We start from the raw sequence: 21,210 nt of genomic DNA, 5'->3' as shown, positions 1-21,210 counted from the left end.
TATGCATTCTGCAAAACGCCTTTTTGCGGCACTGTTGTGTCTGTTTTCCGCCGGTGTACAGGCGGTGACCTTGTCTGAACTCGGTCAGTCCGCGCTGAATAATGATCTGTCATTCCGTGCTGCGGGAAAGGCTTATGAGGCGGAACAGGCGGAGGTTGCCGCCGGGAAATCGCACCTGCTGCCGTCCGTCGGGCTGAGTTATCAGAACACGCCGTATAACCGGCTGACACAGCGGGCACCGGTGACCTCTCAGCGGCATTACAGCAGCCATTCCCTCAACCTGGTGGTGACACAGCCGCTGTTTGATTACACAGCATACCATCAGTACCGGGCAGCACAGATACGCGGTACTGCCGCAGAGAGCCGCTTGCAGATACAACAGGCAGAGCTTATCAACCGGCTGGTCTCTGCGTATCTGAACCTGGCCTGTGCTCTGGAACTACAGAAAACAGACCGGCTCCGGCTGGCACTGAATACTGCTCAGCTGGGGGCTGCACAGCGCCTTTTGCAGCTCGGGGAGGGCACTGTGACAGAGGTTGAATCCGCCCGTGCCCGTCTGCGGCAGCGTCAGGCGCAGCTCGCGGAAACAGAAGCGGAAAGCCTGCATGCGCTGCTGATATTGTCTGATCTTACCGGTCTGCCGCAGCTGCGGATGCAGGATCTTCCGGCACTGAAAGCGGGGGATTTCCGGTTACCGCACCTGAATGACGGTGATTATGCGGCTCAGGAACAGCAGATGCAGGCAGTGCATCCGGAAATCAAAGCGGCACAACAGGAAACCTCACTGGCAAAAGCGGCGGCAGAGGTACAGCGCGGGGCGTTTATGCCGTCGGCACAGCTCTTTGCTGCCTGGTCAGATACCCGATCGGACAGCAATGATACTGTCGGTCAGCGTTACCGTAATCTCAGTGCCGGGATCCATCTTTCAGTTCCGCTGTTCAGCGGCGGAAAAGATCTGGCGGGGATGCGCAAGGTGTCTGCTCAGATTCAGCAGGCGCAGTATGAACAGGATGCACTGGTACAGACACTCCGGCGTGACCTGGCGCGTCAGTATCAGGTGTTCCGCCACAGCGGCATACAGCTGGCGGCGCTGGAGCAGGCCGCAGCGGCTGCGCGGTTACAGGTAACGGCGGCGGAAAAAGGGTATGCGGCGGGGCAGAACAGTCAGCCGGAGGTGGCACATGCCCGGGATCAGTATTATCAGGCGGAGCAGGAGCTGATAAAAGCCCGCTATGACGGGCTTCTGGCCTGGTTCCGGCTGCGTCATTACAGCAGCGCGCCGGAAACCGGGCTTTTCAGGCAGATTGAGGACTATTTTACAGTGACGGAGAGGCCGTCTCACTGACCGCCGGGTTCGGCATGTTGACATGCAGGCAGTCGATCAGGCGGATATTTCCCAGCCAGGCGGAGGCCAGAATCACCGCCTTCTCACTGTTGACGCGCACCGCTTCCAGGTCATCAGCATCACAGATTTCCAGGCTGATATCGCGGAATCCGGCACGGCTTAAATCATCACGGGCATTATCCAGACTTTCGGCAATAGCACTCGGGCGTTCACGGATCATATCCGCGAGGGTCTGCATAACCTGATACAGACGCGGCGCCGCCTCTTTTTCCTCTTTATTCAGCAGGGTATTGCAGGAGCTGAGTGCCAGCCCGGTTTTTTCCCGGACGGTCGGAATGGTGGCCAGTGCGATATCATAATTCAGGTCACGGATCAGACGGCGGATAGTCAGGAAACGCGGATGGTCATTGGTGCCGAAGAAAACGATATCCGGCTGCACCAGATTGAACAGCTTGCACATCACGGTGGCGATACCGCGCAGACGGGTGCGCTGATGCGGCTCATCACACTGACTGAGCAGCGGCGGTACCATCACCTGAGTCTGGTGAGCCAAACCGTGCGGATAGACATCACTGACCGCCGGGGCATACACCAGATCCACCTGCGCTTTGCTCAGTTTTTCGCAGTCTGCCTGGAGAGTGCGCGGGTAGCGCTGCAAATCATCTTCGCGGGGGAACTGGAGCGGATTCACAAAGACAGACACCACGACAACATCCGCCTGGTTACGGGCTTCTTTTATCAGTGCCAGGTGGCCGTCATGCAGGTTTCCCATTGTCGGGATAAACGCAACACGTTTGCCGTCAGTCCGCAGACGGGCAATCTCTTTGCGCAGGATCAGCGCAGTTTCAATAATCCGCATCAGTGTCTCCTTGTCTGTCTGTTGAGCAGAAAGTTCAGCGTACCGGCTCTGATGATGACCAGAGGCCAAGCCCGTTTTCCGGGGTGCGGGCAACAACCGCCGCAAGTGGTTCGCCGTCCGGCAGAATCAGCCCGGGGGCGATTTCAGCCAGCGGGTACAGCATAAATTCACGCACTTTCAGGCCGTAATGCGGCACGGTCAGCCGCGCATCACTGATGACCATATCACCAAACAGCATGATATCTAAGTCTAACGTGCGGGGACCCCAGCGCTCATCCTTGCGGACACGGCCGTGCGCCAGTTCGATAGCCTGGGTGGCATCGAGCAGCTGGTGCGGTGTCAGGTCAGTTTCCAGCAGAACAGCCGCATTAAGATAATCAGGCTGTCCGGCAGGTCCCATCGGCGCGGTGCGGTAAAAAGCGGAGTGGCGCACCAGGCGGCTTTGCGGGACAGCTCCCAGCGCGGCAATCGCCCGGTTGACCTGATCCAGCGGGTCGGCAAGATTACTGCCGATCGCAATATAGACCGGAATCATGATTCACTGTTTCCGTTACCCTGACGGGCACGCGGATGGCGGCGGCGCGGGCGCGGACGGCGTTTGACCGGATCACTGCCCAATTCTGTTACCATAGAGCGCTGCTGCGGGGCATTCGCCTGCTGGAAATCTGCCCACCAGTGAGCCAGTTCCTGTAACTCATGACGGCCTTCCACATTCGCACGCAGTTCGAGCAGGTCAAAGGCGGCGCGGAATTTCTGATTTTCCATCAGACGGATCGCGCGTTTGCCCTGACGGCGCGGCAGACGTAACTGTAACTGCCAGATATCACGCATAGTGGTGGTCAGGCGTTTCGGAATAGCAATCGCGCGGCACTGTTCATCCAGGATGTCATTAATGGCAATCGCGAAGGCTTCGTAATAGGCGAGCCCGCTCTCCTGGGTCAGTTTTTCCGCATGTTCGCACAGCGGATACCACAGCATCACGGCAAACAGGAAGGCCGGATTGACGCGCTGATCGTTATGAATACGGTAGTCGGTATTTTTCAGTACCTGATCCACGATACGGGACAGCGGGGTGTCCGGGTTCTCTTTCAGCGGCCCGGCAACCAGCGGGAACAGCATATCCAGCAGATCGTATTCACGTAATAATTCAAACGTACGGTGTCCGTCACCGGCCTGTAATAACTTGAGAACTTCCTCGAACAGACGCGCAGGCGGGATATCACGCAGCAGTGTGCTCAGCGTGCGGATAGGCGCGGCGGTCTCCGGTTCGATGGTCATATCCAGTTTGGCGGCAAACCGGATGGCGCGCAGCATACGCACCGGGTCTTCGCGGTAACGGGTTTCCGGATCGCCGATCAGACGGATAATGCGCTGCTGTAAATCCGCCAGCCCGCCGACGTAATCACGGACGGTAAAATCAGCCACGCTGTAATAAAGGCTGTTAATGGTGAAATCGCGGCGGACGGCATCTTCTTCAATGGTGCCGAAAATATTATCGCGCAGCAGCATGCCGTTTTTGCCCTGCTGAGAGCGGGCTTTGCCGTCATTAGCCGGTTCGTTATTGTCATGCGGACCACGGAAGGTCGCGACTTCGATAATATCCGGGCCGAACATAATGTGAGCCAGACGGAAACGGCGGCCGACCAGACGGCAGTTGCGGAACAGTTTTCTCACTTCGTCCGGCGTGGCATTGGTCGCGATATCGAAATCTTTGGGTTTGCGCTCCAGCAGCAGATCACGGACACCGCCGCCGACCAGATAGGCGTCAAAACCTGATTTATTCAGGCGGTACAGAACCTTCAGCGCATTCTCGCTGATGTCCTGACGGGAAATAGAGTGACTGTTGCGGGGAATTACCGTTGCGCTGACTGTCCCGCTGTTATCCATATTTTTTGCCGGTTTTTTGCGTTTAGCGGCAGGACGCGCGGGGGAAGCCTCACGGGGTGACGGATTCTGCGGCGTATGGTCAGCATTCGGGGCCGGCCTTTCACTGGCAGCCTCTGTGCAATCTGCCTTATTCTCGCGGGAAATCAGACTGCGACAGAACTTTGCGACTCGGTTTAAAATGGTACACCTCTGTATAACAATTAAATGATCTAAAAAATAAGCGACTAATAATATCGTACACTTGGTTTTTTGAGAATGCCTTAGCCCGGATATTGCGGAATTATTCCCTGTCCGTCACCACATCATCACGCGGTACGGCCGTAATATCCCAGTTCCGTACACTGTATGCCAGCAGTTCAGTCAGGGAAAGCGACAGCGGGTCCGTTTCCGGCAGCGGCTGCCGGAGTACCTGCAACGCCTGCCATAACAGCGGGCGCGGATCACTGAGCGGCACCGGAGTGGCATGATTTTGCTTGGAGAGTTTACGCGCCGCCGGGCCCAGCATCAACGGCAAATGCAGATAATGCGGCTCCGGCAGCCCGAGCTGGCGGTATAATGAGAGCTGATGTGAGGTGGGATACAGTAAATCCGCGCCTCTGACCACCTCTGTCACGCCCTGATAATCATCATCGAGCACCACCACCAGGTTATAGGCAAACAGCTTATCTTTGCGGAAGATAATGATATCTTCCTCTGCCGTGGCGTTATCCGTAAACACATCACCCCGCAGGCCATCGGTAAAATGGTACACCTGATGCGTCCTGATAAGCCGCAGTGCGGCGTTATCCGGCGGCAGTCCGCGCTGACGGCAGGTGCCGGGGTAATGGCCGCCGCTGTCATGGACATCATGCCGTGTGCAGGTGCAGTAATAACACAGCCCGGTGGCTTTCAGCTGTGCAATCACGTCACGGTAAGCATCATGGCGGCGCGACTGATACAGCACACCGCCGTCCCAGTGCAGGCCGTAATGGTCAAGAATACGCAGAATGGCATCCGCAGCACCCGGGACTTCACGGGGCGGGTCGATATCATCAATACGGAGAAGCCAGCGTCCGCCGAGGTGACGGGCCTGAAGATAACTCCCCAGTGCGGTCACCAGAGAGCCGAAATGAAGTGCACCGGAAGGTGATGGTGCGAAGCGGCCGGTATAACCGGGCGCTGAGCCGGCAGAATATTCCGTCATCTGTAGTGGCATAAAAACGGACGGCGCTGTCAAAGCGCCGTCTGTGGTAAATCTGTCAGCCCGCCATCTGCTTTTCGCGGATTTCAGCCAGCGTCTTACAGTCGATACATAAATCTGCGGTCGGACGCGCCTCTAAACGGCGGATACCGATTTCAACCCCGCAGGACTCACAAAAACCAAAATCGTCGTCCTCAACCTTTTTGAGGGTTTTTTCGATCTTTTTGATCAGTTTGCGTTCGCGGTCACGGTTGCGCAGTTCCAGGCTGAATTCTTCTTCCTGAGCGGCACGGTCAACCGGGTCCGGGAAGTTAGCTGCTTCATCCTGCATGTGCGTGACAGTGCGGTTTACTTCATCCCTGAGTTGGTTGCGCCATGCTTCAAGTATCAGCTTGAAATGGGCCAACTGGGCTTCGTTCATGTATTCTTCGCCTGCCTTCTCGTGATACGGCTCCACGCCGGCAATGGCAAGAATGCTCAGGGACGAGGTTTTACGTTTTTGCCCTTCTTGCATAATGCTTCTCCTACACACGCATGTCTGACAATATCCCTTAGAGGGGAAAAATAGGCCGCTATAGATAGCAGATGATTATGGATAATGCAACCCTTGCTTTCATTAGTTTTGTAAGGTGTGAAGAACAGCGTGTTTATTCACTCCGCAACTCACAAAACATCCTATTTATTATTAAAAAAATTGATATTCACCCCATGAATGCAAAGGGTATCTTTTCTCCGGCAGTGATGCCGTCCGGTGTCATCCGCATTCTGTAACAAATTACTTCAGTTCCGGACTGTGATGCCTGCTGCAAAAGTGATGAATATTTTTTATCAATGTGTGCTGCGTCCGATACGACCTCAATCCCTGAATGCAGTACAGCAAAAAACAGAACAGCACGATTTCCCGCTTCAGCAATTGCTTGTAACTCACGTAAGTGTTTTTGTCCACGTAAAGTTACGGTGTCGGGAAAATAACCGTGTCCGTTTTCCAGCAGCGTGACGGATTTCACCTCGACATAACAGGGCTTTTTCTGCGGATCGGTCAGTAAAAAATCGACCCGGCTGTTTTCACTGCCGTATCTTACTTCCTGTGCCAGCGTCTGATACCCGGCAAGTTCCGGGATTCGGTTCTGCGCAATCGCCTCAGCCACCACCCGGTTCGCCTGCATTGTATTCACACAAATCAGATGCCCGGCCTGTGTCTGCGTCAGTTCCCAGCTGTGCGGATACTTGCGCTTTGCATTGGCGGATTCGGAATACCAGACGGTATCACCCGGCGTGGCACAGCCTGTCATCGCGCCGGTATTGGCACAATGAATGGTGATGGTGCGCCCGTCCTGCGTGATAATATCCGCCAGAAAACGTTTATAACGCTGCACCAGCGTGCCCGCCTGTAACGGGGGATGAAATTCCATCGTAACTCCTGTCAATGTGACTGCACTTTTCAGGGGGCGGCAATGCTACAATGTTGCGCGTCGAAAGTTAAGCAGATAATGATGAGGTTTTTGTGACATATTCCCCCGTTTGTAACATTTATCCGGCACTCAGTACGGCACTGAAAAGTGCCCCGCAGGTGTTGTTACAGGCTCCGACCGGCAGCGGGAAATCCACTATTCTGCCGTTGCTGATGCTGAAAGACGAATCTGTCACCGGACGGATTATCATGCTGGAGCCCCGCCGTATCGCGGCCCGCAGTGTGGCGCACCGGTTGGCATCGCAGCTCGGGGAGCGTCCGGGGGAAACCGTGGGTTACCGGATGCGCGGTGAAACCAGGATCAGTGCAGCCACCCGGTTTGAGGTTGTTACAGAGGGAATTCTGGTCAGAATGTTACAGCAGGATCCGGAATTATCCGAAGTAAGCATCATTATTCTGGATGAATTCCACGAACGTAATTTGCAGGCTGATCTCGCCCTTGCGCTGCTGCTGGATGTGCAGTCCTCACTGCGTGATGATTTGCGTCTGCTGGTGATGTCCGCGACCTTAGATAATGAACAGCTGCTGTCCCTGCTGCCGCAGGCGGAGGTGATCACGGCGGAGGGGCGGGCTTTCCCGGTGGAGAGACGGTATCAGCCGCTCAGTGCGCATCAGCCTTTTATCAGTGAGGTGGCCCGGGCGGTGTTACAGCTGTATCAGCAGGAGGAAGGCTCTGTGCTGGTGTTTCTGCCGGGACAGGCGGAAATCTGCCGGTTACAGGAGCAACTGACCGGTAAAACGGATGCGGATACCCTTATCTGCCCGCTGTACGGCGCACTTTCCCTGAAAGAACAGCAGCAGGCGATTGAACCGCCGCCGCCCGGTATGCGCAAAATCGTGCTGGCGACCAATATTGCCGAAACCAGTCTGACGATTGAAGGTGTGACACTGGTGGCGGACAGCTGCCTGGAGAAAACCGTGCAGTTTGATCCGCGCAGCGGACTGACCAGGCTGGTGCGCAGCCGCATCAGCCGTTCATCGATGACACAGCGTGCCGGTCGTGCCGGACGTCTGGCGCCGGGGATCTGTCTGCATCTGTGCGGACAGGCGGAAGCCGAACGCGCTGCGGCTCACAGTGAGCCTGAAATCTGTCACAGTGATCTCGCCGGGCTGGTGCTGAACCTGGCGCAGTGGGGCTGCCGTGAGGTCTCACAGCTTGCCTGGCTTGATACCCCGCCTGCCGTGGCGGTACAGGTGGCGAAAAAACTACTGACAGAAATGGGCTGTCTTCTGCCTGACGGCGGACTGACTGCCAAAGGTGAGGCAATGGCCGCTTCCGGGACAGAGCCGCGTCTCTCTGCGTTGTGGCTTTATACCCTTAATGAAGAACCGGCACAGATATACTATGCTGCCCGGCTGATTGCCGCGCTGGAAGAGCCTTCCCGCGAAGGTAACGGTAATCTGCTGCATGATCTGACACATCCGTCCGCACGATGGGATAAGCGGGCGCAGCAGCTGTTACAGGCTGCCGGTCAGCCGGTCAGAAAACCGTCTCATGATCCGGACAACGGCTGGCTGTGCCGCACCTTATTACAGGGCTTTCCGGACAGAATCGCCGGGAAGCGCGGGCGCTCCGGCACATTTTTACTGGCAAACGGTACCGGTGCGGTAACAGATGAAAGCAGCCCGCTCAGCAATGAAGCCGGGCTTATCGCCCCGCTGATCCTGCAAAATGAGCAGCAGGCTAATGCACGGATCCTGAAAGCGGTGCCGTTTGAATTATCACAGCTGACAGAAATGGCACCGCACCTGCTGAAAAAAGAAAACCGCCTGACCCGTGATGAAAACAAAGGCAGTTGGCAGGCGTGGCAGGCGGTTACCTGCGGGCAGCTGATTATTGAGCGGAAACCACTGGCGGCACCGTCTGATGAGGTTGTCCGCGACGCGCTGCTCAGTTGGATCCGCGAACAGGGTTTATCCGTTCTGCCGCTGAATGAAGCCTGTGAGCAGTTACTTATCCGCCAGCAGCTGGCAAATGATCTGTTTCCGGAACAGCCGCTGCCGGCGGCGGATAATGATACACTGCTCGCCGGGCTGGGATCCTGGCTGTCGCCGTATCTGACCGGTGTGCGCAATCAGCAGCAGCTGGCAAAACTGGATTTATACGGCGCGCTGCGTCAGCGGATGGACTGGTCGCAGCAGCAATGGCTTGATGCACAATTCCCGCGTCATTTTGAAGTACCCACCGGCACCCGGATCCCTGTAGAATATGCGGCGGATAAACCGCCGGTGATGGCAGTCCGCATTCAGGAGATGTATGGTGTGCGTGAAACGCCGGTGGTGGCGCAGGGACGGCTGCCGGTGACGGTCAGCCTGTTATCGCCCGCACACCGCCCGATACAGGTGACAGCAGACCTGAAAGCCTTCTGGGGCGGGAGCTACCGGGAGGTGCAGAAAGAGATGAAAGGGCGCTATCCCAAACATTTCTGGCCGGACGATCCGGCAAATGCACAGCCGACAAAGCGTGTAAAAAAGTTTATGTAAATGCAAAGATAGTCTTTGTTTAACGGATTTTTACTGTGTCTGTTGCCGGAATCGGCGACAATAGCAACTGATGAAATAACCGCCTGTCCCGCCCGGCACATGATTGTGCGGCAGACAGACTGACGGGAGAGACCATGTCTGATTTTGATCGTGAACCCACCGGCCGCAGGGGCAGCAAGGCTTCTGCCGGCAAAAAAAGAGGGCGCTCAGACCGCCGTCGCCGCCGGGATGAGGATTATGACGATGATATTGAATACGATGATGAATTCGGTGATGACGAACCGGATGATGATGATTATGACGATGAAGAGGATAGTCCGCGCATGAGTAAAAAAGGGCGCAAAAACAAGCCGCCCAAACGGCGCTGGCGCTGGTTCTGGTTCCTGGTCAAACTCGGCATTGTGATGGCTATCCTGCTGGGGATTTACGGCGTTTATCTGGCCGGAAAAATCAGTGACCGCCTGGACGGTAAAGTCTGGGATCTGCCTGCTGCGGTTTACGGACGTACTGTAAACCTCGAACCGGGTATGGATTACAGCCTGAATGAGATGGTGAAACTGCTTGAAGGTATGCAGTACCGCAAAGTCACCAAAATCACCCGTGCCGGTGAATTTTCCGTGACCGGTAATACTATTCAGATGCTGCGCCGCCCGTTTGATTTCCCGGACAGTAAAGAAGGGCAGATTAACGCCCGTCTGACTTTCGGCAGCAGCGGACTGGAAAAAATTGAAAACGTGGATAACGGCCGTGAATTCGGTTTCTTCCGCCTTGATCCGAAACTGATCACCATGATGCAGTCCGCGAATGGTGAGCAGCGTCTGTTCCTGGCCCGCAGCGGCTTCCCGGATGAACTGGTCAAAGCCCTGCTGGTGACGGAAGACCGCAATTTCTATGAGCATGACGGTATCAGCATCACCTCCATCGGGCGTGCCCTTCTGGCAAACCTGACGGCGGGACGTGCGGTTCAGGGCGGCAGTACCCTGACACAGCAGCTGGTGAAAAACCTGTTCTTATCCAATGAGCGGACACTGGTGCGTAAAGCCAATGAAGCCTATATGGCGCTCATTATGGATTACCGCTACGACAAAGACCGCATTCTGGAACTGTATCTCAACGAAGTATATCTGGGACAGAGCGGGGATGAGCAAATCCGCGGCTTCCCGCTGGCGAGCCTCTATTACTTCGGCCGTCCGGTGAATGAACTCAGTCTTGACCAGATAGCACTGCTGGTGGGAATGGTGAAAGGGGCATCGGTCTACAACCCGTGGCGTAACCCGCAAAATGCCCTTGAGCGCCGTAACGTGGTGCTGAAACTTCTGCAAACTCAGGGCGGGGTGATCGACCAGGAAATGTATGATGTCCTGAGCGCACGTCCGCTGGGTGTGAAAGAGAAAAGTGGTGTGATCACGCCGCAGCCTGCATTTATGCAGCTGGTCCGTCAGGAACTGCGCGAGAAGCTCGGCGATAAAGTGGATGATCTGTCTGGCGTGAAAATCTTCACCACACTGGATCCGGTTTCCCAGGATGCGGCTGAAAATGCCGTTGAGGAAGGCGTGAAAGCCATCCGTGCAGAGCGTAAAAAACCGGAGCTGGAAGGGGCGATGGTGGTGGTTGACCGCATCAGCGGCGAAGTCCGCGCGATGGTCGGCGGCTCCCAGCCACAGTTTGCCGGGTTTAACCGCGCTATGGCAGCGGAACGCTCTATCGGCTCGCTGGCAAAACCGATGACTTATCTCACCGCGCTTGGTATTCCGGACACTTATCGTCTGAACACCTGGCTGGACGACCAGCCGCTGACCATTAATGTTCCGGGCGGCGGCGGTACCTGGTCACCACGTAACGACAGCAAAACCTTCAGCGGCCGTGTGATGCTGGTGGATGCGCTGGCGCGCTCTATCAACGTACCGACGGTTAACCTCGGTATGGCGGTTGGTCTGGATGCGGTGGCGGATACCTTTGTCCGTCTCGGTGCGCCGGCGAAAAATATCCAGAAAGTCCCGGCGATGCTGCTCGGTGCGGTAAACCTGACACCATTGCAGGTCTCTCAGCTGTTCCAGACCATCGGCAGCGGCGGTAACCGCGCGACACTGTCCGCACTGCGCTCGGTGATTGCGGAAGACGGCACGGTGATTTATCAGAGCTTCCCGCAGGCACAGCGCGCTGTTGCCCCGCAGGCGGCCTATATGACGCTGTACGGCATGCAGCAGGTGGTGGAACGCGGTACCGCGGCCCGTCGTCTGGGATCTAAATTCGGTAAATACCATCTGGCCGGGAAGACCGGGACCACCAACCTGATGCGCGACAGCTGGTTTGTCGGAATCGACGGCAAAGAAGTCACCGTCTCCTGGATGGGACTGGATGATAACAGCCCGTCCGGCCTGTACGGCGGCTCCGGTGCCCTGGTGCTCTATGGCCGTTATCTGGACAATCAGCCGCCGCTGGCACTGAACCTCACACCGCCGGAAGATATCGCAGAGATGTCGGTCAATGCGGATGGCAATTTTGTCTGCAACGGCGTGGGTGTCACCCGGACATTACCGGTCTGGACAACGGACGCACAGGCACTGTGCGGCCAGCAGGCCCCGGCTCAGCAGCAGGGAGAAGAAGCCCCCGGCTGGCTGAAAGAGATGTTTGAACAGTAATCGTAACCCGCCGCAAGGCGGGTTTTGTTTTATGCAACAGACGCGTTTAAATTTGGGAATTATCACTGATGAAACAAGCTATTGTTTCACATCCTGGTAAAATCGTAGCCAATATACTGGCTGATCTGGGGGTGGGAGTCCGTCAGTTTGCCGCAAATATCGGGGTAACACCGGCAACGGTTTCCCGGTTCTTGTCGGGGAAAACAGCTCTGACACCTGCCCTGGCTATCCGGATAGCAGCAGCATTAGGCAGTAACCCGGCATTCTGGCTGCGCTTACAGGCAAACTATGATTTGCACCGCCTGGAAAAGGAAGTCGATATTTCGGGGATCACGCTGTACGGCGATTCTGAAGAAGATGTATGGCTTAATGAGCTGTCGGATGAACGTACGGAATCACCTGAATTTGAAAAGAAATAATACTGGTCGACCATAAAGTGACCCATAGTGTCGGACGATGAAAAACAGTAAGAAAACACAACAGATGCTGATAATGTCTGATAGTGAATAGTTAATCCTTCACGAAACGGATGAATCAGAATAAAGCCAGTCTGCACCACTGCAATTGCTTCTGTCGGTTGTATTAGTTCAAATTCGGTTTGATACAATTGTGACGTGAATCTAATCTGATGGACTGCTTTGTGCCAGGAGCGGAAGTAGCTAATATTGTTATTTGTGTAAATTTAAAAATCTGTTATGCCATACTTGTTTCTTATAGAGCACGTAGTAAATTATAGATGGTTATTCAATTCACTATTCACTATAAGGGGAGTGTTAGCGTGTCTATCCTTCATCCAACTTTGGAAAACATACTCCGTTTAAAGGTTGCTCCCACTCCTGGTGAACTTCACTTGTTAAACCACCTTACGGAGAACTTGGATGATAGCTACGAAATTTTCTTTAATCCATTTATTGATGGGGATCGCCCTGATTTTATCATTCTTAAAAAACACACGGCAATTTTTATTGTTGAAGTGAAGGACTATAACCTAGTTAATTATAGTGTCGATGCTTTTAATAAATGGCAAGTTAGTTCTGAAAAAGGGGTGTCGAAGATTTCATCACCTCAATCACAAGCTTTCAGGTACAAGTCAAATTTATATAATCTACATTTACCAGTATTAGGTCTGTCTTATCTAAAAAATCGCAATTTTTTTAACATTGTCCAGCCGTTTGTTTACTTACACAAAGGTAAAAAAGCCAATATAGATTTGTTATATTCTCACGCCCAGAGTGAATTGATGGAGCGATCTAGGTATATTGATGCGCAATACAGGAATAAAGAAATTCCTATAGAAAAATACAATCAACAAGCAGAAAAAATCTCGCAGCTAAAAAGAAAGTTAGCTAGAGATAAGTCCATGGCTTACGGCGCAGATCGAATAAAAGAACTCGTTAATAAAATTAAAAGCTTTAAGCCACATGTCCTGTTTGACGATCGTGTGTATGACGATTTTAAAAGACGCTTGATGCCAAGCGACCATATTTTAAAACAGGGAAAAAAAATCTTCTTAGATAAGCGCCAAAGTAAGTTGGCGGTAAGCGTGTCTGGAAAAGAAAAAATTAAAGGTGTAGCAGGCTGTGGAAAAACTACTATCATTGCAAATCGAGCGGTAAATGCATTTCATCGACATGATGATATTGTATTGATTCTGACTTTCAATATTACACTAAAAAACCTCATTAAAGACCGAATCAGCGATGCTCTTGGTTATCGAGATGATCAACATTTCGCAGTGACAAATTATCATCAGTTTTTCATGTCTCAATTGATTGAGACAGAGCAAGATGTCAGTGAATTAATTGAAAAATACGGATTTGATAAATTATTTAACCGTGATTTATTCAGTGGTTTTTCTGTTAATAAGTATCGGACAATTTTGATTGATGAAATTCAGGACTTTGAAAATGAATGGGTTAAAATTATTCGTGACAATTTCCTCAATCACGAGGGTGAAATGATTCTGTTTGGTGACGAATCACAAAATATTTATGAAAGAAATAGCAAAAGAGCTGCCGTTATCGCACAGGGATTTGGTGAGTGGAAGAAATTAAATCGTTCCTATCGTACAAGCAGTGACTCGCCTTTGAATCGAATTTTTAAAGAATATCAATTGAAGTATCTGGTCGAAAAACATGCAGATATAGATTTATTTGAACAACAAAATATCCAGCCAGGAATGAATTTTGATATTATAAAATATCATTTCTTTCCATCCGACTGGGAAAATAAATGCTTTGAAAAAATTCAAAGTTACATCAAAAATTATAATTTCAATCCAAATGATATTGTTATTCTATCGTCTAATATTTTTCTTGTTCGTCGATTGAATGAAAGGTTGAATAAATTTGAAAATACTACCTGTATGTTTGAAACATATGAAGAACTAATTGAACTCCTACCGGAAAGAAAGGAGTGTTACGATATCAATAAATTAAAATTGCTCACAAAAGATGAACTGCGAGATTTTATTAAGCAACATACTGGTATTAAGTCTGATATTGAGCGGGTAAGAAGGACAAAAAAAAATCATTTTTATCCGAATAGTGGATTAATCAAACTATCCACAATACATAGTTTTAAAGGTCTGGAGTCTAAAACCGTGTTTTATATTATGGATGACAAGGATACTCCTGAGATTATCTATACATCGATCACGCGATCTATTGAGAATCTTATTATCCTAGATAAAAGTAGTGAAGGGAAATATAAAAATTTTTTCAGTGAAATCAATGCGGATTGAAAAATTCTATACAGCTCAGTTGTAAACAGTCAGCTTAACCGGACCATTTACTTTTAAGTATCTTCCGGCAAACCAACTTCCGCTCCTCGCTCATAGCAGGCGTTAAGCATAAGTTGACGGATCATACTCCCACTGTGATTCGTCACTGTAAATCGTACCTTCATCATCCATCACCCAGGCATTAAGGTGCTTTGCAATCTGCAACATCTTTCTGTACAGGTATGTATCTGGCCATTTGGTATAAATATTACCTTCGCTCCAGTCAAGCCATGAATCGTCGTACAACGGGTGACCTGACCACAAGGCGTGGTAATCACCATTGATGATGCATCTTCTTAATTCATTATCGTTATTAATGTAGTTAAGCCATTCATCAGCGGTTATTTGCGCATCCTCATTTTCTGCCCAAAATTCAGCTCTCGTTATGTGAAATTCAATACCCATAGCATCTCCTTAACGCTGGTACAGACTTCACCAGACCAATAATTATTCTCAACCAGCAAACCCCGTCACCATCCCGGACAAAAATTAAACCATAAAAAAACTGCGCCGCATTCGTTGCATTGAACGTTTGCGGCGCAGTTCACAGTTAAAAGCCGGAGAAAATTACTTCTTCTGCTTCGTTTCCTCAGCAGCTTCTTCGGCTTCCACTTCTTCATACCAGCGCGGGTGATGTTTCTTCGCCCAGCGGCGGCTGACTTTACCTTCCACCATGCCTTTGATGGATCCTTTCACCCAGAAGGCCATATACATATGGATCAGGATGGCGTGGATCAGGACGATAGCCGCCGTTGCGTGGATCAGCAGACTCCAGCGGATCATCCACATCGGGAAGTAGTGTGCAAAGTACGGACGCCAGATGATGATCCCGGTGGCAAGCAGGACGAAGATCATGCTCATAATGCTCCAGAACATCATTTTCTGTCCGGCGTTGTATTTACCGACACGCGCCACATGATGCTCATTGCCTTTCAGCACTTCGATAATGTTTTTAATCCAAGGCAGATCTTCTCTGTCCGGGATGTTGTGCTTAACGAAGCGGAAAAACATAAACATCAGCACGACGAAAATCAGCACACCAAAGAACGGGTGCAGAATACGCCCCATTGCCGGCGTCCCGAAAGTTTCCGTCAGCCATTGCAGTGTCGGGAAGAACAGCGCAATACCGGATAAGGAGACCAGGAAAAAGCAGATCACCACTGTCCAGTGACAGGCACGATCAATAAACTTCGTGCGGACGATCATTTTGCTTTTCTTACTCATGGTGAGTTTCCTCCTCTTCCTCATCGTCCGTCTCTTTGTTCGGGCCGATCCCCACATAGTGGAATACCAGTCCGGCAAAGGTAGCGATGAACCCGATAGCTGACAGCGGTTTCAGTACCCCTTTCCAGAGATCAATCGGTGTATCAATCTGCGGATCTTTCGGCAGCCCGTGATAGAGCTCCGGATTATCCGCGTGCTGCAGCACATACATCACGTGTGTGCCGCCGACACCGTCCGGATTGTAGACTCCGGCATTGGCAAAGCCGCGTTTTTTCAGCTTCTGTACGCGCTCGTCCGCCACTTCCAGCATGTCTTTTTTGGTGCCGAAATGGATAGCACCGGTCGGACAGGTTTTCACACAGGCAGGCTCCTGGCCCACGCTGACCCGGTCAACACAGAGTGTGCATTTGTACACCCGGTTATCTTTCGGATTCAGACGCGGAATATTGAACGGGCAACCCGCAATACAGTAGCCGCAGCCGATGCAGTGTTCTGACTGGAAATCAACGATACCGTTGGCATACTGAATAATCGCACCGGCAGACGGACAGGCTTTCAGGCAGCCCGGATCCGAACAGTGCATGCAGCCGTCCTTGCGGATCAGCCACTCCAGTTTGCCGTTCTCTTTGGTCTCGCTGAACCGCATGACAGTCCAGGATTTGGCGCTGAGATCAGTCGGGTTATCATAAACCCCGGTACAGAACCCGACCTCATCACGGATGTCATTCCATTCGGAACAGGCGACCTGACAGGCTTTACAGCCGATACAGGTGGACACATCGATCAGCTTGGCGACTTCAAACTTGTCGTCACGGGCCTGAGGAGGCGGCGTTATGCTGTTGGTCGCAGAACGTTTGATAATGTCTTGAGATTGCATGGACATAATTCCTCCTTACGCCTTCTCGATGTTGACTAAGAACGCTTTGAATTCAGGCGTTTGCGAGTTGGCGTCACCGACTCCCGGCGTCAGTGTGTTGGTGATAAAGCCTTTTTGGGCAGCACCTTCAAAACCCCAGTGGATCGGGAGCCCGACCGTTTCGACCGGTTTACCGTCCACCATCAGTGTCTGAAGGCGCGGTGTCACTACCGCAACCGCGCGGATAAAGCCGCGTTTACTGCTGACTTTTACTTTATCGCCGCTGCGTATCCCTTTGGCTGCGCCCAGGGTTTCACTGATTTCCACAAACTGTTCCGGTTGTGCGATAGCATTGAGCCGCGCATGTTTGGTCCAGGTATGGAAATGCTCGGTCAGGCGATAGGTTGTGCCCACATACGGGAATTCCGTGTGACTGCCCAGACGGTTTTTGTCGTCCTCAAAGATACGGGCGGCCGGGTTGGATATCACCTCCGGATGCAGCGGGTTAGTACCAATCGGCGTTTCAAACGGCTCATAGTGTTCCGGGAACGGTCCTTCCGCCATTTTATCGATGGCAAACAGACGGCCTAAACCTTCCGGCTGCATGATAAACGGCCCGGTACCGGCTTCCGGCGCAGAGGCGTTGAAGTCAGGGATATCGTTACCGACCCACTTCTTGCCGTTCCACTCGATAAGCACGCGGTTTTTATCCCACGGTTTACCCTGCGGATCGGCTGAGGCGCGGTTATAAATAACACGGCGGTTCAGCGGCCATGCCCATGCCCAGCCGAGGGTGTTACCGATGCCGGACGGGTCACTGTTATCCCGTTTCGCCATCTGGTTGCCCTGTTCCGTCCAGCAGCCGGTGTAGATCCAGCAGGAGGACGCAGTTGAACCGTCATCACGCAGCAGCGCAAAGGAGCTGAGCAGCTCGCCTTTTTTGGCCTGTAAATTGCCGTTGGCGTCATACAGATCTTCAAGGGCCACGCCGTTGTTCTCTTTGGCGACTTCATCGGATTCCGGATTGAACGGCTGCTTGTAATCCCAGGACATTTTCATCAGCTGGTCAACACCCTGACCGCCTTCCTGCTGATACAGTTCGCGCATTTTCCACAGAATACCGGCAAGGATCTGACCATCGGTACGGGCTTCCCCCGGGGCATCCGCTGCTTTCCAGTGCCACTGTAACCAGCGGCCGGAGTTGGCAATCGAGCCGTCTTCTTCCGCGAAACAGGTGGACGGCAGACGGAACACTTCGGTCTGAATGGATGCCGGATCCACATCATTCATATCACCGTGGTTCTGCCAGAAACTTGCGGTTTCAGTGCTCAGCGGATCAACGGTTACCAGGTATTTCAGTTTGCTCAGGCAACTGACCACTTTGTTTTTGTCCGGGAAGGACGCGACTGGGTTAAAGCCCTGACAGATATAACCGTTGATTTCGCCTTTGTTCATCATGTCGAAATACTTCAGCACGTCATAAGCCTGATCCCATTTCGGCAGCCAGTCATAGCCCCACTGGTTCTCTTTGGTTGCTTCATCGCCGTAGAAGGATTTCATCAGGCTGACGAAGAACTTCGGATAGTTGCTCCAGTAGTTGACCTGGCCCGGCAGCGTGGCTTTCGGCGTATTGGCTTTCAGATAGCTGTCGATATCAGTCTGTTTCTCAGACGGCAGGGTCAGATAACCCGGCAGACTGGTGGAGAGCAGGCCCAGGTCTGTCAGACCCTGAATGTTGGAGTGACCGCGCAGGGCGTTCACCCCGCCGCCTGCCACACCCATGTTACCGAGCAGCAGCTGGATCATTGCCATGGTACGGATGTTCTGCGCGCCGACGGTATGCTGCGTCCAGCCGAGGGCATACAGGAAGGTTGCCGCACGGTTGGCCGGGCTGGTGGAGGCCAGAATCTCACAGACTTTGAGGAAATCCGCCTGTGGCGTGCCGCAGATTTTTTCCACCATCTCCGGCGTATAACGGCTGACGTGTTCTTTCAGCTTATTCCACACACACTGCGGGTTCTGCAGGGTGTCGTCACGCAGCGCATAGCCATCTTCACCGAACTGGTAATTCCAGGTGGTTTTGTCGTAACGGCGTTTTTCAGCATCGTAGCCGCTGAATAAACCGTCTTTGAATGTGTAATCCTCACGCACCAGTAACGGTGCATTGGTGTAATGGCGCACGTACTCGTCGTGGAATTTTCCGTTTTCCATCAGGTACAGGATCACGCCGGAAAGGAACGTAATGTCGGTCCCGGAACGGATAGGGATGTAGTGATCCGCCACGGAAGCGGTCCGCGTAAAGCGCGGATCGATAACGATCAGTGTGGCATCATTGTTGTTTTTCGCTTCCATCGCCCAGCGGAAACCGACAGGATGTGCTTCCGCAGCATTCCCGCCCATCACCACAACGACGTTGGCGTTTTTGATATCAACCCAGTGGTTGGTCATGGCACCGCGACCAAATGTCGGAGCAAGACTTGCTACCGTAGGTCCGTGTCAGACACGCGCCTGGTTATCGACTGCCAGCATCCCGAGGGAACGGGTAAATTTCTGGGTTAACATCCCGGTTTCGTTGCTGGCGGCAGAGGCGCAGAGCATCCCGGTGGTCAGCCAGCGGTTTACCGTGGTGCCTTCGCTGTTTTTCTCAATGAAGTTGGCATCACGGTCGGCTTTCATCAGACGGGCGATACGCTCAAAAGCGTCATCCCAGCTGATGCGCTGCCATTTATCCGAGCCCGGCGCGCGGTACTGCGGATAACGCAGACGGCTTTCACTGTGAATATAATCAAGCAGACCGGCACCTTTCGGGCATAACGCCCCGCGGTTGACCGGGTGATCAGGGTCGCCCTCGACGTGGAAAATCGCTGATTTGGCATTCATGGCACCATCACCCATGCTGTAAATCAGTAATCCGCATCCGACGGAGCAATAGGTACAGGTGTTACGGGTCTCTTTTGAACGGAGTAATTTGTATTCCCGGACATTAGACATTGCTACTGACGGCATAAAGCCTAAAGCGGCGGCAGTTGTTCCGGCGAGACCGCCGGCACAAACCTTAAAGAACTGTCTGCGGCTGAAATTCATCGCATCCTCTTTTTTATTTATTTGTAAAAAATCGTGAGGAGAATATCAGCAAAGGTTGAATTTATATTGCCTGAAATCAATGAAAGTGAACTTTGATGTTTAATAATTATCAATTGGGGTTTTTAGTGTTTTGTAAATAATCACAAAGTGGTAGAGAAAATTAAGAATATTGATTCAGATCAATTAAAAAAATAAGCGTCCGGAGAAAAAAGAAAAATAAGTCAAATTTCACCGGCGGCACATAATAAGATTATATTTGTTAAAAAACAATTTAAAAATGGCGGATATCCGAATCATCATTTTTAAAATGGGAAGGGGATTGCCCCATCTGTTTTTTAAACATAATTGAGAATGCCCCCGCACTGTTGTAACCCAGCTCATACGCCACTTCGGTAATCGATTTTCCGGACAGAATATGAGACAGCGAGTTCAGAAGACACGCCTGCTGCCGCCATTCTGAAAATGACATCCCGGTCTGGGTGCGGAAAAAACGGCTGAAAGAGCGCTCGCTTTTGTGCAGCTGTTCCGCCCATTCCCCCGGTTGTGAGGTGATAACCGGTTTGCGCATAAACTCACGGCACAGACGACCGAGCTTCTCATCACGCGGGATCGGCGCGAAAAACGGCAGCGGGGGCATACGCGCCAGCTCGCAGAGGATCAGCTGCATAAGCACACCGTCACGCCCCTGAATATCATATTCCGCCGGGCTATCCACCGCCTCCAGCAGCAGCTGGCGCAGCAGCGGGGAGACACTCACAACTTCACAACTGACGGCGTGACGCGGCTTTGCTGCCGGTTCGATATACAGACTGCGCGTGCTGACATTCAGCATCCGGGTTTCATGAGCGACCTGTTCCGGGATCCACACACCACAGGACGGCGGGATCACCCACTCGCCGTCTGCGGTACTGACTTCAATCAGCCCGGTGGCCGGATATAAAAACTGTGCCCGGCGGTGAGCGTGGTATTCCAGCAGGGTATCGGGCAGATAATCGGTGCCGAGCGCAATGACATCCCGCGCGATATTATCCACGCTTTTTAACGGAATATTTCTCATGAGTGCTGTGCTCCGTATCTGACTGAAAGTAAAAACCGGCGGGTGTTATATCAGATCCCGCCACCGCAAAACAGGGCTTTTGTGACAATAACAGACGCGGATGCCACATCTGTATTATTACGGTAACAAACATAAAACGTTCAGTTAACAGTAACCGGAAACAGGCCGGAATTCAAATGTCGTTGTCTGATTTGCGCATGGCGGCAATATATTAATCCATTACTATTTTGCTGCCGCCATTCTGTTTATACAGATTTTAATTATTTCCGGTTATTAAGCGATTACCGGTGGCGTGAAGTTATTTCCGGTCATTTAAAATTAAATAATATTTATTATTTC

General features: G+C 52.2%; 16 protein-coding genes. 5 read left to right on the top strand and 11 right to left on the bottom strand.

Features of this window, described 5'->3' with window-relative positions:
• Window position 1: 1 nt before the first annotated feature.
• Window positions 2-1,345: a TolC family protein gene (locus HMPREF3119_RS03145; RefSeq protein ID WP_070578411.1), complete on the top strand. Its 1,344-nt coding sequence runs from the start codon at window positions 2-4 to the stop codon at window positions 1,343-1,345.
• Here HMPREF3119_RS03145 and panC read toward each other — a convergent pair.
• The 6 genes from panC to sfsA all read right to left on the bottom strand — a co-directional run bounded on the left by panC (window position 1,317) and on the right by sfsA (window position 6,683).
• Entirely contained in the window at window positions 1,317-2,204 is an 888-nt protein-coding gene (gene panC, locus HMPREF3119_RS03140) for a pantoate--beta-alanine ligase (RefSeq protein ID WP_036413930.1), read from the bottom strand. The two genes, HMPREF3119_RS03145 and panC, sit on opposite strands and share 29 nt — an antisense overlap.
• Window positions 2,205-2,238: 34 nt before the next feature.
• The gene (gene folK, locus HMPREF3119_RS03135; RefSeq protein ID WP_004235995.1) at window positions 2,239-2,739 is read right to left on the bottom strand and encodes a 2-amino-4-hydroxy-6-hydroxymethyldihydropteridine diphosphokinase; all 501 of its coding nucleotides are present in this window, start codon (window positions 2,737-2,739) and stop codon (window positions 2,239-2,241) included.
• Window positions 2,736-4,271: a polynucleotide adenylyltransferase PcnB gene (gene pcnB / locus HMPREF3119_RS03130; RefSeq protein ID WP_370531214.1), complete on the bottom strand. Its 1,536-nt coding sequence runs from the start codon at window positions 4,269-4,271 to the stop codon at window positions 2,736-2,738. Before pcnB ends, folK begins: the two co-directional genes overlap by 4 nt.
• A gap of 100 nt (window positions 4,272-4,371) precedes the next feature.
• Window positions 4,372-5,274, bottom strand: coding sequence for a tRNA glutamyl-Q(34) synthetase GluQRS (gene gluQRS / locus HMPREF3119_RS03125; RefSeq protein ID WP_070578509.1), 903 nt, complete (start codon window positions 5,272-5,274; stop codon window positions 4,372-4,374).
• Window positions 5,275-5,329: 55 nt separating this feature from the next.
• Window positions 5,330-5,785 carry an RNA polymerase-binding protein DksA gene (gene dksA, locus HMPREF3119_RS03120; protein WP_004238923.1) on the bottom strand — a complete coding sequence of 152 codons (456 nt, stop codon included), beginning with the start codon at window positions 5,783-5,785 and terminating at the stop codon, window positions 5,330-5,332.
• A 187-nt stretch (window positions 5,786-5,972) separates the two neighbouring features.
• Window positions 5,973-6,683 carry a DNA/RNA nuclease SfsA gene (gene sfsA / locus HMPREF3119_RS03115; RefSeq protein ID WP_070578408.1) on the bottom strand — a complete coding sequence of 237 codons (711 nt, stop codon included), beginning with the start codon at window positions 6,681-6,683 and terminating at the stop codon, window positions 5,973-5,975.
• Window positions 6,684-6,775: 92 nt separating this feature from the next.
• Between sfsA and hrpB the strand changes: the two genes are divergently transcribed.
• The 4 genes from hrpB (at window position 6,776) to HMPREF3119_RS03095 (ending at window position 14,611) form a co-directional block, all read left to right on the top strand.
• Complete coding sequence (gene hrpB, locus HMPREF3119_RS03110; RefSeq protein ID WP_070578405.1) at window positions 6,776-9,226, top strand: ATP-dependent helicase HrpB; 2,451 nt, start codon at window positions 6,776-6,778, stop codon at window positions 9,224-9,226.
• A 134-nt stretch (window positions 9,227-9,360) separates the two neighbouring features.
• A complete protein-coding gene (gene mrcB / locus HMPREF3119_RS03105; protein ID WP_070578402.1) occupies window positions 9,361-11,868 on the top strand; it encodes a bifunctional glycosyl transferase/transpeptidase in 2,508 nt (835 codons plus the stop codon).
• A 68-nt stretch (window positions 11,869-11,936) separates the two neighbouring features.
• Complete coding sequence (locus HMPREF3119_RS03100; RefSeq protein WP_062773061.1) at window positions 11,937-12,287, top strand: HigA family addiction module antitoxin; 351 nt, start codon at window positions 11,937-11,939, stop codon at window positions 12,285-12,287.
• 359 nt (window positions 12,288-12,646) lie between these two features.
• A complete protein-coding gene (locus HMPREF3119_RS03095) occupies window positions 12,647-14,611 on the top strand; it encodes a nuclease-related domain-containing DEAD/DEAH box helicase (protein ID WP_070578397.1) in 1,965 nt (654 codons plus the stop codon).
• A gap of 102 nt (window positions 14,612-14,713) precedes the next feature.
• On the opposite strand, the gene HMPREF3119_RS03090 is transcribed toward HMPREF3119_RS03095, so the two are convergent.
• From HMPREF3119_RS03090 to HMPREF3119_RS03065, 5 genes are all read right to left on the bottom strand, one after another.
• Complete coding sequence (locus tag HMPREF3119_RS03090; protein ID WP_062773067.1) at window positions 14,714-15,055, bottom strand: hypothetical protein; 342 nt, start codon at window positions 15,053-15,055, stop codon at window positions 14,714-14,716.
• Window positions 15,056-15,217: 162 nt separating this feature from the next.
• Window positions 15,218-15,874, bottom strand: a complete 657-nt coding sequence (fdnI, locus tag HMPREF3119_RS03085) for a formate dehydrogenase-N subunit gamma (protein WP_062773070.1) — start codon at window positions 15,872-15,874, stop codon at window positions 15,218-15,220.
• Window positions 15,867-16,757, bottom strand: coding sequence for a formate dehydrogenase subunit beta (fdxH, locus tag HMPREF3119_RS03080; protein WP_004235986.1), 891 nt, complete (start codon window positions 16,755-16,757; stop codon window positions 15,867-15,869). The genes fdnI and fdxH overlap by 8 nt, the downstream gene beginning before the upstream one ends.
• A gap of 9 nt (window positions 16,758-16,766) precedes the next feature.
• Window positions 16,767-19,814, bottom strand: a complete 3,048-nt coding sequence (gene fdnG, locus HMPREF3119_RS03075) for a formate dehydrogenase-N subunit alpha (RefSeq protein WP_139144829.1) — start codon at window positions 19,812-19,814, stop codon at window positions 16,767-16,769.
• A 271-nt stretch (window positions 19,815-20,085) separates the two neighbouring features.
• Window positions 20,086-20,871, bottom strand: coding sequence for an AraC family transcriptional regulator (locus HMPREF3119_RS03065; protein WP_004235983.1), 786 nt, complete (start codon window positions 20,869-20,871; stop codon window positions 20,086-20,088).
• Window positions 20,872-21,210: the final 339 nt, after the last annotated feature.

This window comes from Morganella sp. HMSC11D09, from assembly GCF_001807955.1.
Classification (GTDB): domain Bacteria; phylum Pseudomonadota; class Gammaproteobacteria; order Enterobacterales; family Enterobacteriaceae; genus Morganella; species Morganella morganii.
Note: the sequence above shows the minus strand (reverse complement) of the source record. Positions and strands in the feature narration are given on the sequence as shown.

Coding starts and splice junctions, on each gene's coding strand:
- mrcB (WP_070578402.1), top strand. CDS start 9,361: ATGTCTGATTTTGATCGTGAACCCACCGGCCGCAGGGGCAGCAAGGCT.
- fdxH (WP_004235986.1), bottom strand. CDS start 16,757: ATGTCCATGCAATCTCAAGACATTATCAAACGTTCTGCGACCAACAGC.
- fdnI (WP_062773070.1), bottom strand. CDS start 15,874: ATGAGTAAGAAAAGCAAAATGATCGTCCGCACGAAGTTTATTGATCGT.
- panC (WP_036413930.1), bottom strand. CDS start 2,204: ATGCGGATTATTGAAACTGCGCTGATCCTGCGCAAAGAGATTGCCCGT.
- HMPREF3119_RS03100 (WP_062773061.1), top strand. CDS start 11,937: ATGAAACAAGCTATTGTTTCACATCCTGGTAAAATCGTAGCCAATATA.
- sfsA (WP_070578408.1), bottom strand. CDS start 6,683: ATGGAATTTCATCCCCCGTTACAGGCGGGCACGCTGGTGCAGCGTTAT.
- dksA (WP_004238923.1), bottom strand. CDS start 5,785: ATGCAAGAAGGGCAAAAACGTAAAACCTCGTCCCTGAGCATTCTTGCC.
- gluQRS (WP_070578509.1), bottom strand. CDS start 5,274: ATGACGGAATATTCTGCCGGCTCAGCGCCCGGTTATACCGGCCGCTTC.
- HMPREF3119_RS03145 (WP_070578411.1), top strand. CDS start 2: ATGCATTCTGCAAAACGCCTTTTTGCGGCACTGTTGTGTCTGTTTTCC.
- folK (WP_004235995.1), bottom strand. CDS start 2,739: ATGATTCCGGTCTATATTGCGATCGGCAGTAATCTTGCCGACCCGCTG.
- HMPREF3119_RS03065 (WP_004235983.1), bottom strand. CDS start 20,871: ATGAGAAATATTCCGTTAAAAAGCGTGGATAATATCGCGCGGGATGTC.
- HMPREF3119_RS03090 (WP_062773067.1), bottom strand. CDS start 15,055: ATGGGTATTGAATTTCACATAACGAGAGCTGAATTTTGGGCAGAAAAT.